This window comes from Streptomyces sp. NPDC005728 (assembly GCF_040630895.1).
In the GTDB taxonomy this organism is placed as follows: domain Bacteria; phylum Actinomycetota; class Actinomycetes; order Streptomycetales; family Streptomycetaceae; genus Streptomyces.
On sequence record NZ_JBEXYL010000153.1, the window covers coordinates 1 to 13,884 of the forward strand.

The window sequence follows — 13,884 nt, forward strand, 5'->3', positions numbered from 1 at the left end:
CCTGTGTGCACTCGGCAGGATTCGAACCTGCAACCTTCTGATCCGTAGTCAGATGCTCTATCCGTTAGACGCCGCGGCCCGGTGCGCGCCCTTTTCCGGGCCTCCCCGCCCGGACGTGCGCGGACCGGTCTGGGGCACCGGGAGCAGCCGCGGCGCGAGAAGCGCGGCGGGACGCAGCAGCGGTGCCTCGGACAGGGCGGACGGTGCGGGGCGCGCCGCCGGTTCGGCAGGGGACCGTTCCGTGCGTACGACGGTCCGCTCGCGCTCCGTGTGCCGCCGGACCTCGGAGGGGGCCGGCCGCGGCGCGTCCCGGTCCGGTACGGCCGGGGGCATGGCAGCGGGCCACGGCACGGAGTCGGCGGCGTCCGGGTCCGGGGTGCGGGCCCGGACCGCCTCGACGCGTTCGAACGGTCCGGGCAGCCGCGGCCGTACCCGGACGGTGTCCGGTCTCGCGGCGGCGTGCCGGGCGATCAGCCGGTCGAGGAAGTCGGGCTCCGCCTCGGGCGCCCGGGAGGAGGAGTCAGACATCCGCACACAGCTCCAGGTAGTAGCGGCGCCGCAGCGGGCTGAGCGCCAGGATCTCCGGCTCGCTCCAGCCGTAGGCGGTGGCGAGCAGATGGACGTCGAGGAGCAGGTCCCTGGCCCAGGCGTCCAGTTCGGTCCACAGGTAGGAGGCGATGTCGAGTTCGGCGCGGGTGTCCGTACCGCACTCGGGGCAGCCGACGTTGAGCGTCACGTCGGCGCCCGGGTCGGCGGACGCGACGGTTTCGGCGATCCGCCGCTGCACCGCTGCCGGAAGGGCATCGGCGTCCTGGGGCGTGCCGTTGTGCGCTGCCGAGACCAGGCAGCGGGCGAGGAGCGCGGCGCGCGGGTCCGCGGCGCGGGCCGCGGTCGTCAGGTCGGCGGCGGAGGGCAGCCGGAAGGCGAGGTCCCAGCCGTCCTCCGTCAGTCGTACGACGGTTTCCCCGGGTGCACCGAGGGACCGGGCGAACTCCCCGGCGTCCAGCTCGAACTCCATGTCCGCGCCGCAGGCCCGGCACTCCAGCCGCACCTGCATCCGCTCCCCGAACAGGGCGCGGCGCAGGGCGAACAGGTCGGACTCGCGCTCGCCCAGCGGCACCGCGGGCAGCGCCGCGGTGCCGAGGTCCGGGCGTGCCGTGCGGTGCAGCAGCAGGGCGCGCCCGGCGGGTGGCTCGGCGAGCCCCGTCTCCCAGGTGGCCAGCAGACCGGCCGCCCCGGTGATCGCCATTTGTTCCCCCCGGCTTCCTCATCTCACTTCACGTCAGGCCGGGTTGAGGAAGGAGGGCTCCTCGGGCTCGGGCACCTCGTAGTCCCGCTCCCAGCCCTCGCACTCGAGCTTCAGCGACTGGATGGCCACCGCGTTGGCGTTGGCGTCCAGTTCACCGAGGACCTGGTACTCGCTGGGCCAGGTCCGGTAGAGCTTGTGCGAGACGGCGACCTGGCCGGCCTCGTTGAGGACCTGTATGACGATGTCCTTGCGGAAGTCGGCGAGGGAGACCTCGGAGCCGAGGCCCGCGCCGACCTGCCAGACCTTGTTGGCCCAGCGGTCGAACTCGGGGTCGTGGGTGACCCCGCGCTCCAGCGTGATGCCCTCGAACTCGGAGCGCCCCGGCGACTTGCGCGGGGAGCTGGGGTCGCCGCCGTGGCGGTGCTTGACGACCTCGGTGGTGCGCTTCAGCGGACTGATCTTGCTGATGCCGGCGACCGTGCGACCGTCCCACAGGACCAGGAACTTGAAGTTCTTGTAGGGGTCGAAACGATGGGCATTGACGGTGAACTCTGCCATCGGATTCCTTCAGTTCTCCACGATTCCCGCGGGCCTACAGCTCGAACTGCCCGGACGTCTGCTGGATTTTGACGATCACGAACTCCGCCGGACGGACGGGTGCGATGCCGACCAGGACGTTCACGATCCCGTTCGCGATGTCCTCGTCGGTCGTGGTGTCGCTGTCGCACTTGACGAAGTAGGCCTCGCGCGGGGTGCCGCCCTTGAAGGCGCCCTGCCGGAAGAGCGTGTGCAGGTACGAGGAGGCGGCGAGGCGGATCTGCTGCCACAGGTTCTCGTCGTTGGGCTCGAACACCACCCACTGCAGGCCGCGCTGGAGGCTCTCCTCGACGTGCAGGGCGAGCCGTCGTACGGGCACGTACTTCCACTCGCTGTCGAGCGCGTCGGCGCCCTCCAGGGTGCGGGCTCCCCACACGGTCGGGCCGGTCAGCGGGAAGCTGCGCAGGCAGTTGACGCCGAGCGGGTTGAGCAGCCCGGTCTCGCGGTCGGTGAGGTTCACGGTGAGCGAGTGGACGCCCGCGAGCCGTGCCTCGGTGCCGGCCGGCGCCTTCCACACGCCGCGCTCGGAGTCGGTGCGCGCGATGACGCCCGCGACCGCGCCGGAGGGCGGGAAGGAGCGCAGCCGCCCGGTGAGCGGGTCGGTGAGCTGGAGGTGCGGGAAGTACAGGCCCGCGTGGTTGCCGCGTACGGCTTCGAAGGCGGCGATGCCGGCGCGTGCCGTGTCCACGCTGACCCAGGTGCCGGGCGCGTCGACGAGCAGGAAGATCCGCCGCTCCTGGCACAGGCGCTGGGCCGCCGAGACGACCGTGATCGCGTCCTCGGTCTTCTCGTACGCGGCCAGCTCGGGCAGGACGAGGAGGTTGACGTCGGCGACCTGGCGCAGGGCCTGGATGCCGGTCTTGTCGGCCTCGGAGCCGATCAGGTCGCGCGGTCCGGGCGCCTCGCCGTCCTCGCCGCCGGCCAGCGGGAAGACGGGCGGGTTGACAGAGGCCTCCAGGCCGAGGTCGTTGGCGCACTCGCCGAGGAAGCGGACGACGTCATCGGGGTCGGTGGAGCCCGCGACCACCTGGATGCGGCGGCCGAAGGCGGTCACCTCGGCGCCCGCGAAGGCGTGCTTGCCGGGGGCGTCGGGCAGGGCCCGCAGCTTGCGTTCGAGCAGCAGGGCCAGCTCGGCCACGGAGCGCGGGGCTTCGCCGTCGCAGTCGGGGTCGTAGAGCGTGAACTCGCGCTCCACCTCGCCGATCTTGACGGTGAGGTCGACGGCGAGGTCGGGCAGCTGGTGGCCGAACGGCTTGGAGACGGTGCCGGACGGGTCCGGGCGGCCCTCGCCGACCGTCTCGACGCGGATCAGCCGGGAGCCCGCGTTGATCACGGTCTGTGCATAGCGGCCGTTGGAGGGGTCCATGGACAGGCCGGTGAAGCTCTCGCGGGCCTCTCCCCGGGCGTCGTAGACACGCAGGTTGAAGGTTTCGTCGGGGCAGGGCGTGTCCTGGTCGACGGCCACGCGCAGGCCGTTGCCCCACAGACCGGGCTCCTTGGCGTGCACCTCCAGGACATCGCTGTCGCTGTGCCCCTCGGTGGACTTGAGGGTGACGCAGGCGGCCTTGCCACTGCCGGCCTTGGTGACACGGACGACGACGGCGACGGTGCCGCCGTTGCCGAAGAACTGGTGGACCGCGTAGCCGACGGCGCTGCGCGCGCTCAGGCCGCCGAAGCGGCGCTCGAACTCCGCGAAGCTGGTGACGCGTACCGGCTCGTTGAGCGGACCGCGTCGGGTGTGGCCCACGAAAGCCGTCACCGACGTGGTCAGGGTCGAGATGGTGCGGGTGCTGCTGGGAAGCTCTTCGACGTAGACGCCGGGATACGTCGGCTTGGCGGCGCTCACCGCGCTCATCGGCTTTCCCCCTCCTATCCCTGTTCTCGGGCACCGGACGAAGGCACCAAGAGGCAGACAGCGGAGGGACATATTCCGGATCGGTGCGGCAAGCGGCCCCCGTGCGACTGGACGACGACGGCCGAGCGCACCGCATCAGTTCCCCCGTCGGCGCCCGGACGGTCGGGTGTCCGGGTCAAGCAGTGCGCTTGCGACTCCTGATGCTCTAGTGCTCAAACCACCTTGTTGCGTTGGGAGTTGACGCAACAAGGCGTCTTCCGGCCACGCAAAGGAAAGGTTTCGTGAAGGTCAACTCCCGGCCCTCGCACATCGTGTCCGCGCGCCCCCGACAGGTGGTGCACAGGTTCCTCATACGGCGCGACCGCGCCGTGAACGGTTTACCGGGCGGCCGGTACCCCCTGGACGCCGGCGCGGTCCGCGCACCGCAGGCGGGTCGGAGGTCCTCGAGTCCTCCCCGACTCGTACACAATCCGCCGTGGCCGGTTCCGTCGGGGTGCCTGCTCCCCGGGCGACGGACGGCGTTGTCAGTGGCCTCCCCTAGAGTTCCCGTCACTTGATCACTGCGCATGCGGGGAGGCATGTATGGGGTGGGTACCGGCCGGCGGCTACGAGGTCGCCCTGGACGGCGGAAAGGTGGTGTGCCGCAACGCGGCCGGGCGGCGGCTGAAGTCGGTGCCCGCGAAGCTCGGCGACGATCCCGCGGTCATGGGCCTCAGGCAGCTCGCCGAGTGGCTGGAGCGCCACGAGCGGCAGTGCCTGACCGACGCCGAGCGGTGGATGGTCCGCTCGCTGCCGGTGCCGCTCGCCGTCGTCACCCGGGTATGGCCCGACCCCGCCTGGCAGGCCGCCCTGCGCGACCTCGTCGTCACCGGCGACGACGGCCGGGTCGCCGGCTTCCTGCGGGACGCCGACCCCGAGCGCGGCCTCGGCCTCGTCGACCTGGACGGCGACACCGTCCGTATCTCCCCGGACCTCGTGCGCATCCCGCACCCGGTCCTCCTTGACGACCTGGAGGAACTGCGGGAGTTCGCCGTCGAGCTGGGCGTCGAGCAGCGCGCCGTACAGCTCTTCCGCGAGGTCTGGCACCGCCCGGCCGGCCTCGACACCGAGGGCACCCAGGTGGAGGAGTACGCGGGCGGCTCGTACAAGGAACTGCGCTTCCTGCACGGCAGGGCGACCCAGCTCGGCTACCGGGTGCGCGGCGGACACGCCGTGTGCTCCGTCCTGGAGGACGGTCGCGGCATCGAGGCCCGCGTCTGGGTCGGCGACTACGACGGCTGGGAGGAGACCGAGACCGGCTCGCTGGTGTGGACCGATCCCGCCGGGCGCGTGCTCAGGCTCGGGCAGGTGGGGCCGGTCGCCTGGTCCGAGGGCATGCGCATGGCGGCCGCACTGTACGCCGGGCGGGACATCCAGGACGAGGAGCAGGCGGCATGAACACGTACGACGAGACCACGGCGGCCGCGCTCCTGGACGCCGGCGCCGTACTGCCCTCCCGCAGCACCGCGCGCGAGGACGCCGACAGCCTCACCGTCCGCACGTACACGCATCCCGCTCTGGACGACCGGCAGGTGATCCGCCTGGTGCCGGGCACCCTCGGCGAGGCCGAGGACCTGGCCCTGGAGTTCCTGGGCCTCGCCCGCGAGCCGGAGGCGCCCGAGGTCGGGCAGGTGCGCAAGGAGACCCTGGGCTTCCCCGCGTGGGCGCTGGTGAACGACCCGGCCAACGGGCACCACGCGCTCGCCCTGGTCAAGGACGTCGAGCGGCTCGCCCGGCAGGCCAAGTCCCGTCCGGGCACGGCCAAGGAGGGCTTCGAGGCGCTCGGCGAACGGCTCGGCCGGGCCGTGCCGCACTTCCTGCCGACCTTCTACGAGCAGGCAGCGCGGGTCTTCCTGGAACACGAGAACACCACGTACGCGGCCGCCTTCTTCGGCAAGGCCCGCGAGGCCGAGCGGGTGCACGCGCTCACCGTCGACGAGGAGCGGCAGCGGGCGGTGTTCCTGGAGTTCGCCTTCGCCGGGGCGCTCACCGTCAAGGCCCTCAAGGAGCATGTGAAGGACCTCGCCCGGCGGCTCGATCCGGCCGCCGCGTGGGCGCAGTTCCGGCAGCTGACGGTCGAGCGCTGCGCGGCCGGCATGCCGCCGTACGCCTCGCTGCCGCAGGACGGGCGCGGGCTGATCAGGGCGGCGCGCCTGGACCGGGCCACCGAGGAGTGCGCCCTGGTCGCCGACCTGATCGCCTCCCCGGCCGCCGTCCGCGCGCCCGCGTCCTTCTGGAACTCCTACCGCGCGGTCCTTCCCGTCCTCGCCGAGCGCCGGCCGGCCGTGCGGACCCGCCTGCTGGAGATCATGCCGGCGGGGCTCGGCCGGGAGGTCGAGGACGACGAGTTCTGGCTGACGCTGCTCGCGGAGTGCGGGGCCGAGCGGCTGCTGACCGACGCGGACGCCGCCGCGGAGTACGACGTCGACCCCGCCGACTGGCTGAGCCGCTGGGCCTCCTTCCGTAAGCACGGCGGGTCCTGGTCGCGCCGCTCTCCGGCCACCCTGGCGCTCGTCGAGCGGATGGCGCCGCGGCTGCGCGCCGCCGGGCGGCCCGTGGACCTGTTCACCGGCCGCTGGCACGCCGGCGCCGACCTCGATCTGCTGGACCTGTGCGCGGCCGAGGACATCCCGCTGGCGGTGCCCGGCCCCGAGGCGAACGTGTACCTGCCACTCACCGACTGGCTCAAGGACACCCGGACCGGCCGCCGGGACCTGGTGGCCGTCGCGGCCGACCCGCGCTTCCGGCGCCCGCTGCACGGGGCCGCCGACACGGTCGGCAAGGACTCGCAGGCCCCCCAGCTGCTGAAGGAGGTCGCAGGCCACCCGGTCCTCTCCGGTGTGCTGCGCGAGTGGCTGGCGAACCGCGCCGAGGACTACACACGTGCCGGGGGCCTGCCCGCCGCGCGTGCCGCGCTCGACCGGCTGCGCCCCTTCCGGGTCATCGCCTCCGAGACCGCCCCGGACGCCGTCGCCCGGGTCGCCGGACACGAGGTCGCACCGCTGCTCGGCAGCACCCTGCGCGCCGGAGTCCTGGACGAGCTGGGGTGGCCCGCCCTGGAGGAGGCGCTGGCCCTGCTCGACGCGGAGACCCGCAAGGGCGAGGACGACACGCTGACGATCCACGAGGCCTGGCCCGCGCTGATCCTGGTGCGCCGGCACAAAGCGGTCGTGGTCGGACCGGACCAGGTGCTCCTCGACCACGACCTGCGCCTGCCCCAGGACCTGGACCGCTGGCAGCGCCCCCGGTTCCGTTACGTGGACGGGGAGTTGCTGGTGACGTGGCGGAAGGGCGCCAAGCAGCACGGCTACTGGTCGGCCCGCCCCGCCGACGTGTTCGAACTCGGCGGCGAGCAGCTTCCCTCCTACTGGTCCGGGAACGAGACCGACACCCCCTCGATCCCGCTGCCCGGTGGTGGCCGCGCCACCGGCGGCCGCACCCTGCACACCGGGGACACCGTGCTGCCGCCGAGCCGTGCCGTGATCGGCGACGGCACCACGCTGTGGCGCCAGGGCAGGCAGGGCCGGGAGACGGTGTGGCTGGAGTACGACCCGGCCACCGGCACCCACGGCCGCGCCTCCCTGCCCGCGCTGCTGCGGGCCGGCATCCGCGAGGACGCCGCCCTGCAAGCCGGCTGGTGCGAGGTGCTGCCCCTGCAACCGGGGCTCGAGCACAGCCCGTTCGGGACCGACGGAGTGGTGCTGGGCCGCTGGGTCCGTCTGGAGGGCGAGGGGGACGAGGCCCGCCGGGTCGCCGGGACGCCGGACGGGCGCACCGTCTCCGTGCCGACGGCCTACGCCGGCCGGTCGGGTGCGGTGCCGCTCGGGGCGCTGCGGCTGCCCGGGGGTGCCGAGCCGGTCGCCGCGCAGATACACCGCCAGGTGGGCCTGTTCGCCGCCGACGACACCTCACGGGGCAGCGAGCTGGGCCGGGTGACGCCCGGCGAGACCGGCACCGAGTTCGCCGCCGGGACACGGCTGGTGCCGCCGCTCGCCTTCTGGCACGCGTTGCGCCCGCGCGACGAGCGGGGCTCCGCCGTGCTGCGCGCCCTGACCGACGAGCAGGCGGCCGAGGTGCTGCGGGCCACGGCCCTGGCGCTGGCCGGGCGTCGGGACGCGCTGGCCACCGCCGGCTCGGACGAGGCCGCCAAGGCCGCCGTACCGACCGCGGTCCAGGTCGTCCTGGGCGCCGTGCGCCTCGTCCTGCCGGACGTCACGGATCCGCGGCTGCTCGTCGGCGTCGCCTCCCTCGTCCGCTCGGCGCTGCGGATCTCCGAGTCGGCGACGGCCTTCGCGCAGCCCCCTGTGGACCAGCCGCGGCAGGCCCGGCACACGGAGGAGATGTTCGCCGACTACTCCCCCGAGCACGGCGACGACCGCAGCCTCCAGACCGCCGCCGGCGGTCTCGCCGGCCTGCACGGATGGTGGGGACGGCCATGGAGCACGCTCCGTCAGGTCCGGGCCGTGAACCACGTCCTGTCCGGGCGGCCGGCCGAGGGCAAGCCGCTGCCCGCCCCCGAGCACCTTGCCGCGCTCCACGACGGGTGGCGCAGCGACCAGCACACCGTCCCCCAGATCGGCATGGTGTGGCCGTCCGTACTGGGCGTGCTGGGTCCCCTCGCCTACCGGGCCGCCTCGCCCGCCCTGACCGACGCCCAACGCGAGCCTCTGCTCCTGCTGTTCGAGGCGCTCGCCGAGGGACCGCTCGCGGAGCCGGGGGCCACGCTCCGCGAGATCGTCCTGAGCGAGCCGCACGACAAGCAGGAGCGGGCGGGTCAGGTGCTGCGCCGGGAGGGCCGCACCGTGGTCGTGCTCGGCTGCCAGAGCGTCGACAGTCAGCACGACCGCGTCAACTGGCTGGCCCTGGACCACGACCCGTCCGGCGCGTTCGGCGCGGTCGCCCACTTCACGCTGGTCAGGGAGACCCGGTACCCCTCGGCGGTCCCCGCCGAGCGGCTCGCCGCCGTCACCCGGCTGATCCGGGACAAGGGCGCCCCTCCCTGGCGGGCCGAGGCACCCGAGGCGCTGGCGGCCGCGACCCGGGGCGGACTGGGTCCGCTCCAGGCCACCGCGCTGCTCGCCGGCCTGCCGCAGGAACCCGGCAGCGAGGGGCTGGCCGTCATCGGGCTGAAGCCCCGGCAGAGCGAGTTCGCCTCCTCCCGGGTGAACGCCCTGGAGACGGACGAGCGGAACGCCCTCCTGAGCGCGCTGCTGCCCGCGGACCCCGCCGACCTGTGGACCACCGGACCGGACACGGAGGCCGCCGGCCGGGTGTGGGCCGAACGGCTCGGCTCGCTCGTCCGCGTGCCCGAGGACCTCGGCGCCGACCTCGCGGGCATGGGCGCCGGACACGCCGAGAAGGTGCTCAACCCGTCCCGCACCCCGTGGCTGGCGCGCACCACCGTCCCACGGCCCGACAAGGACGGCAACCTGGTCTGGGAGGACCCCGCGGCGATCCCCGGCCGGCACGATCTGGCGGCCGCCGTGAACGCCCTGGCCGCCCTGGCCTACGTCCTGCCCTACGGCCACCCGCTGCGGGCGTCCCTGCCCGAGGGACTCGCCGCCCTGCGCCGCCGGGTGACCGATCCGGAGCTGCTGCTCGACCTGGACGTCGAGTGGACCGAGAAGGGCGGCTCGACCGCCCTCGAACTGCGCAAGGCCTACGGCCTGCCGGCGACGGGAGGCGCCGACGCGTACGGCCTCACCCGGGCCGGCGAGGCGATCGTCCTGCGCCCCTGGTACCAGGACACGGAAACCGTCCTGCTCCGCCCGGCCGCGCTCACCGGGCCGGACGACCCCGTGCTCGGGCTGCTCGAAGGCCTGGTCGGCGGTGCACGCGGGCACGGCCTGCGCATGCTGCGCACGCTCCTCGGCGACGAGCTGGCCCGGGCGGTCGAGGCCGGCATCGGCACCGAGGGCCCTGCGGGGCACGCCCAGGACCCGACCGTCACCGCGTCCGCACTCGTCGCCGAGGCGGCCGAGGCGCACGGCCTGGGCGCGGATGCGGCCGCGCTGTACCTCATGCTGCTGGCGCTGCCCGATCCGACGGACCGCAACTGCGTGCGCTGGACCGGCTGGAAGCCCGCCCGGATCAAGAAGGCCCGGGCCGAGCTGGCCGCGACGGACCTGGTCGTGGAGGCCAAGCGGCCACGCGCCGGGCGGAGCCTGTTCCTGCCCTGCGGCTGGCGCGACCTGAAGTCGCCCGCGCTGCCGGTCGAGAGCTGGAAGGAGGGCCTGTACCAGGTCCTGGACCACCGGCGCGCCCTGCCCCTGCTGCCGGTGCCGGAGCTGTTCGCCGGCGCCTGGGACCGGGTCCGCTCGGGCGACGCACCGGCCTACGAGCAGCTGACCACGCGGGCGACCCGCAGGGGGCGCCGCCGATGATCCCCTCCGCGCCGACCACCACTCGCACCACCCTGAAGGGCACCTGCCGATGACCACCGTCCTCGTCCCCGACGCGACCCGTCAGATCGTCCCGCCCGAGGACCGGTACGCCACCGAGCTGGCCTTCCTCGCCGCGTACGACAGCGGTCCGCGCCCGCCCGCGTGGCGGCTCACGCCCCGGGCCGTCGTCACGTTCGTCATGGGCAGCGGCGGGCAGGCGCTGCGGCTGCCCGAGGACGCCGAGGCGCCCGACGGTGTGCCGCGGCGCCTGGTGGTGGAGGGCAAGTTCGTCGGCGACCGGGCGCTGGTGGAGCGGTGTGTCGTCACACTCGCCGGTGAGCGGGGCCTGCTGCTCGTCGGCGAGCCCGGCACCGCCAAGTCCATGCTGTCGGAGCTGCTGTCGGCCGCGGTGTGCGGGACCAGTGGTCTGGTGGTACAGGGCACGGCGGGGACCACCGAGGACCAGCTCAAGTACGGCTGGAACTACGCCCTGCTGCTCGCCCAGGGGCCCAGCCGGCAGGCGCTGGTGCCGTCGCCGGTGCTCACCGCGATGTCCCGGGGTGCGATCGCCCGGGTCGAGGAGGTCACCCGGTGCCTGCCCGAAGTGCAGGACGCCCTGGTGTCGTTGCTGTCCGAGCGGCGCATCGCCGTGCCCGAGCTGGCGGGCAGCGAGGACGCGTCGGCGCACGCGGCACCCGGGTTCAGCCTCATCGCCACCGCCAACCTGCGGGACAAGGGCGTCTCGGAGATGTCCGCCGCGCTCAAGCGCCGCTTCAACTTCGAGACCGTGGGCCCCATTCCGGACCTCGACGCCGAGACGGCACTGGTGCGCAGCCAGGCCAGGGCGTCGGTGGAGCGGGCCGGGGCTCCTTTCCAGGTCGACGACGCCGTGCTGGAGGCTCTGGTCACCGCGTTCCGGGACCTGCGGGAGGGGCGGTCGGCGGAGGGCTGGGAGGTGGAGCGGCCGTCCACGGTGATGAGCACCGCGGAGGCCGTGTCCGTCGCCGGCGCCCTGGGCCTGGCCGCGGCGTACTTCCCCGGCGACCGTGACGTCCTCGGCCTGCTTCCGGGTCACCTTCTCGGTGTCGTGCGCAAGGACGACCCGGCCGACGCGGCCCGGCTGCGCGGCTACTGGGACGGTCCCGTCCGGCGCCGCGCCGAGCAGGGCTCCGCCACCTGGCGGACCCTGTGGGACCTGCGTACGGTCCTGGAGGGCTGACGGCCGTGCCCCACGCTTCCCCCGAGGCGGCCGCCCTGGCCCTCACCGACCCGGCGGCGCCCTACCTCATCGGTGTACGGCACCATGCGCCCTCCCTGGCCGCGGCCGTGCCGGCGCTGCTGGACACGGCGAAGCCGGACGTCCTGCTCGTCGAACTCCCCGCCGAACTGCAGGACTGGCTGCCGTGGCTCGCCCACGAGGAGACCCGCGCACCGGTCGCCCTCGCCGCCGCGCCCGGCGACGGGAGCGGTGGCCCGGCGTTCTATCCCTTCGCCGACTTCTCACCGGAACTGGTGGCCGTGCGGTGGGCGGCACGGCGCGGCATTCCGGTGATCGCCTGCGACCTGCCGCTCGCGGACCGGGCCTGGCTCGGGGGGAACCCCGACGGTGCACCCGGCACCGACCCGGGAGGCGGCTCCGCACCGGACGGACAGACGCCGCCCGGTACACCCGGCACCGGTTCGGGACACGGCTCGGCACCGGAGGAGGACGGCAACGGAGGCGCCGCGGAGGGTGGTTCCACCGGCGCCGGGGACGCTGGATCCACCGGCGCCGGGCTCGCCGACGCGCTCCGCTCCCGCCTCACCGGCCGTCCCGGCGAAGATCTCTGGGACCGGCTGGTCGAGGCCACCGCCCCCGGTTCGCCGCCGGAGGCCCTGCGGCGGGCCGCGCTGCTCACCGGGTGGGCGTTGCGCGAGGACGCGGCGCGCTCGGGCGGGGTGCCGGAGCTGGATCTGCGGCGGGAGCGGTGGATGCGGTCCTGTCTCGCGGCGGCCACCGCGAACGGCGAGCGTGCCGCCGTGGTGGTGGGTGCCTTCCACGCCCCGGCGCTGCTGACACCCGCCGAGGGCACGCCCTCGCCCGCGGCCGGCGAAGCCGCCCCGCCCTGGACCACCTCCCTCATCCCCTACACCTATGCCCTTCTCGACGAGCGCTCCGGCTACCCCGCCGGCATCCGTGACCCCGAGTGGCAGCACCTGGTGCTCGAGGCCGCCGGTGACCCGGCCACGCTGGAGGACGCGCTGACCGGGGCGGCCGTCCGGGTCTGTGCCGGGCTGCGGGCGCTGGGCCACCCCTCCGGGCCCGCCGACGCGCGGGAGATCGTGCGGCTCGCCGGTGATCTGGCTCGGCTGCGCGGGCTGCCCGCGGCGGGCCGGGGCGAGTTGGTGGAGGCCGTGCAGACGGTCCTCGCTCAGGGCGAGCCCTACGGGCGGGGGCGGGCCGTCGCCCGGGCTATGGAACAGGTGCTCGTCGGCACGCGCGCCGGCCGTCCGGCGCCGGACGCGCCGCGCAGCGGGCTCGCTCCCGCGGTCGAGGCGGAGCTGGCCGCGCTGGGCCTGCCCGGCCCGTCGGACTCCGGCCCCGGCACCGCCCGCGACCTGCGCCTCGACCCGCTCCGCTCCGACCTGGACCGCCGCCGCGAGCTCCTGCTGCGCCGCCTGACGGTGTGCGCGGTGCCGTACGCGGAGCCGAAGGAGGTCACCGGCGCGGGCGGCGCCGAGGCGCTGACGTCCCGCTGGGAGGTGCGCTGGACACCGGCGACGGCGGCCATGCTGACCGCGGCAGGCGTCCGCGGCGTCACCCCGGCACAGGCCGCCGAGGGCCTGCTGCGGGAACGTCGGCGCACGGAGCGGGACAAGGGCGGGCCCACCGCGGCACAGACCCTGCTCGGCCTGGAACAGGCAGCGGAGTGCGGTCTGCCGGACCTGACGGACGAGCGGCTCGCAGAATCGGCCGACGCGCTTCCGAACTCCGGCACGCTGCCCGAACTCCTCGCCGGTCTGGCCCTGTTGGACCGGTTGCGGACCGGTCACATCGCGGGACTCCCGGCCGACGAGGACCGTACGGTACGGGCGGCGGCCGTGGCCGAGCTGCTCACCGCCGCCGCCGTGCGCCAGGTCGACGGCCTCACCGGCTCCGAGGATCCCGCCGACGCCCACGCTCTGCTGGAACTCGCGCACCGGGCCGACCTGTTGGGCGGTATCCGGCTCACCGACGCGCTCACCCGGCTGGCCGCCGGCGGCTCCCCGCTGATGCGCGGCGCGGCCGGAGCCGTACGCGTGCTGCTCGGGCACGAGGATCCGCTCGGCTTCGGCGACCGGGTGGCGTCCTGGGTGGACGGGGCCTGCGACCCGGAGACCCGGTCCGCGCTGACCGCACGGCTCACGGGACTGCTGACCGCGGCGGGGCAGCTGCTGCAGTCGGCGGCCCCCGCGCTGGAGCCGCTGCTGGGCCGGGTCTCGGAGCTGTCCGACCGGGACTTCCTGGACCGGCTGCCCGCCCTGCGGGGCGGTTTCGACACGCTGAGCCCCGCCGCCAGGGACCGGCTCCTGTCCGCCGTCGAGGAGCGCCTGGACGAGAGCCACCTGGCCGACACCGGCGCCGTCGACCCCGGCGCACTGGCCGCCTGGACCCGCGCCGACCTTTCGGCCCGCGAGACCCTCGACGCATGGGGGCTCCTGCCGCCGCCCCGGCGGCAGGAGGCCGCCCGCGCCAGCTGGAGCGGGCCGGCCTGGACAAGGACGAGATCTCGATCGCGGAG

General features: G+C 74.6%; 8 protein-coding genes. 4 read left to right on the top strand and 4 right to left on the bottom strand.

Going from position 1 to position 13,884, the window contains the following annotated elements; genetic code table 11:
* Positions 1-57: 57 nt before the first annotated feature.
* Genes ABZ471_RS44580 through ABZ471_RS44595 form a run of 4 tightly spaced genes read right to left on the bottom strand, consistent with a single transcriptional unit; the run spans position 58 to position 3,701 of the window.
* Positions 58-528: a hypothetical protein gene (locus ABZ471_RS44580; RefSeq protein ID WP_359074881.1), complete on the bottom strand. Its 471-nt coding sequence runs from the start codon at positions 526-528 to the stop codon at positions 58-60.
* Positions 521-1,249: a hypothetical protein gene (locus tag ABZ471_RS44585; protein WP_359074882.1), complete on the bottom strand. Its 729-nt coding sequence runs from the start codon at positions 1,247-1,249 to the stop codon at positions 521-523. The genes ABZ471_RS44580 and ABZ471_RS44585 overlap by 8 nt, the downstream gene beginning before the upstream one ends.
* Positions 1,250-1,282: 33 nt before the next feature.
* Entirely contained in the window at positions 1,283-1,807 is a 525-nt protein-coding gene (locus tag ABZ471_RS44590) for a phage tail protein (protein WP_004003113.1), read from the bottom strand.
* Positions 1,808-1,841: 34 nt separating this feature from the next.
* The gene (locus ABZ471_RS44595; RefSeq protein ID WP_359074883.1) at positions 1,842-3,701 is read right to left on the bottom strand and encodes a phage tail sheath subtilisin-like domain-containing protein; all 1,860 of its coding nucleotides are present in this window, start codon (positions 3,699-3,701) and stop codon (positions 1,842-1,844) included.
* Between the two features lie 582 nt (positions 3,702-4,283).
* On the opposite strand from ABZ471_RS44595, the gene ABZ471_RS44600 reads away from it, so the two are divergent.
* The 4 genes from ABZ471_RS44600 to ABZ471_RS44615 all read left to right on the top strand — a co-directional run.
* Positions 4,284-5,138: a DUF4132 domain-containing protein gene (locus ABZ471_RS44600; RefSeq protein ID WP_359074884.1), complete on the top strand. Its 855-nt coding sequence runs from the start codon at positions 4,284-4,286 to the stop codon at positions 5,136-5,138.
* The gene (locus ABZ471_RS44605; RefSeq protein ID WP_359074885.1) at positions 5,135-10,123 is read left to right on the top strand and encodes a hypothetical protein; all 4,989 of its coding nucleotides are present in this window, start codon (positions 5,135-5,137) and stop codon (positions 10,121-10,123) included. Before ABZ471_RS44600 ends, ABZ471_RS44605 begins: the two co-directional genes overlap by 4 nt.
* A gap of 49 nt (positions 10,124-10,172) precedes the next feature.
* On the top strand, positions 10,173-11,342 hold the full coding sequence (locus ABZ471_RS44610; protein WP_359074886.1) for an AAA family ATPase: 1,170 nt from the start codon (positions 10,173-10,175) through the stop codon (positions 11,340-11,342).
* Positions 11,343-11,347: 5 nt separating this feature from the next.
* Positions 11,348-13,884 (top strand): DUF5682 family protein (locus ABZ471_RS44615; RefSeq protein WP_359074887.1); only part of this gene is annotated, 2,537 nt, incomplete at its 3' end.

What these genes read in the sequence shown, in the direction of transcription:
- ABZ471_RS44590 (WP_004003113.1), bottom strand. Translation starts at nt 1,807, where the DNA reads ATGGCAGAGTTCACCGTCAATGCCCATCGTTTCGACCCCTACAAGAAC.
- ABZ471_RS44595 (WP_359074883.1), bottom strand. Translation starts at nt 3,701, where the DNA reads ATGAGCGCGGTGAGCGCCGCCAAGCCGACGTATCCCGGCGTCTACGTC.
- ABZ471_RS44605 (WP_359074885.1), top strand. Translation starts at nt 5,135, where the DNA reads ATGAACACGTACGACGAGACCACGGCGGCCGCGCTCCTGGACGCCGGC.
- ABZ471_RS44585 (WP_359074882.1), bottom strand. Translation starts at nt 1,249, where the DNA reads ATGGCGATCACCGGGGCGGCCGGTCTGCTGGCCACCTGGGAGACGGGG.
- ABZ471_RS44580 (WP_359074881.1), bottom strand. Translation starts at nt 528, where the DNA reads ATGTCTGACTCCTCCTCCCGGGCGCCCGAGGCGGAGCCCGACTTCCTC.
- ABZ471_RS44610 (WP_359074886.1), top strand. Translation starts at nt 10,173, where the DNA reads ATGACCACCGTCCTCGTCCCCGACGCGACCCGTCAGATCGTCCCGCCC.
- ABZ471_RS44600 (WP_359074884.1), top strand. Translation starts at nt 4,284, where the DNA reads ATGGGGTGGGTACCGGCCGGCGGCTACGAGGTCGCCCTGGACGGCGGA.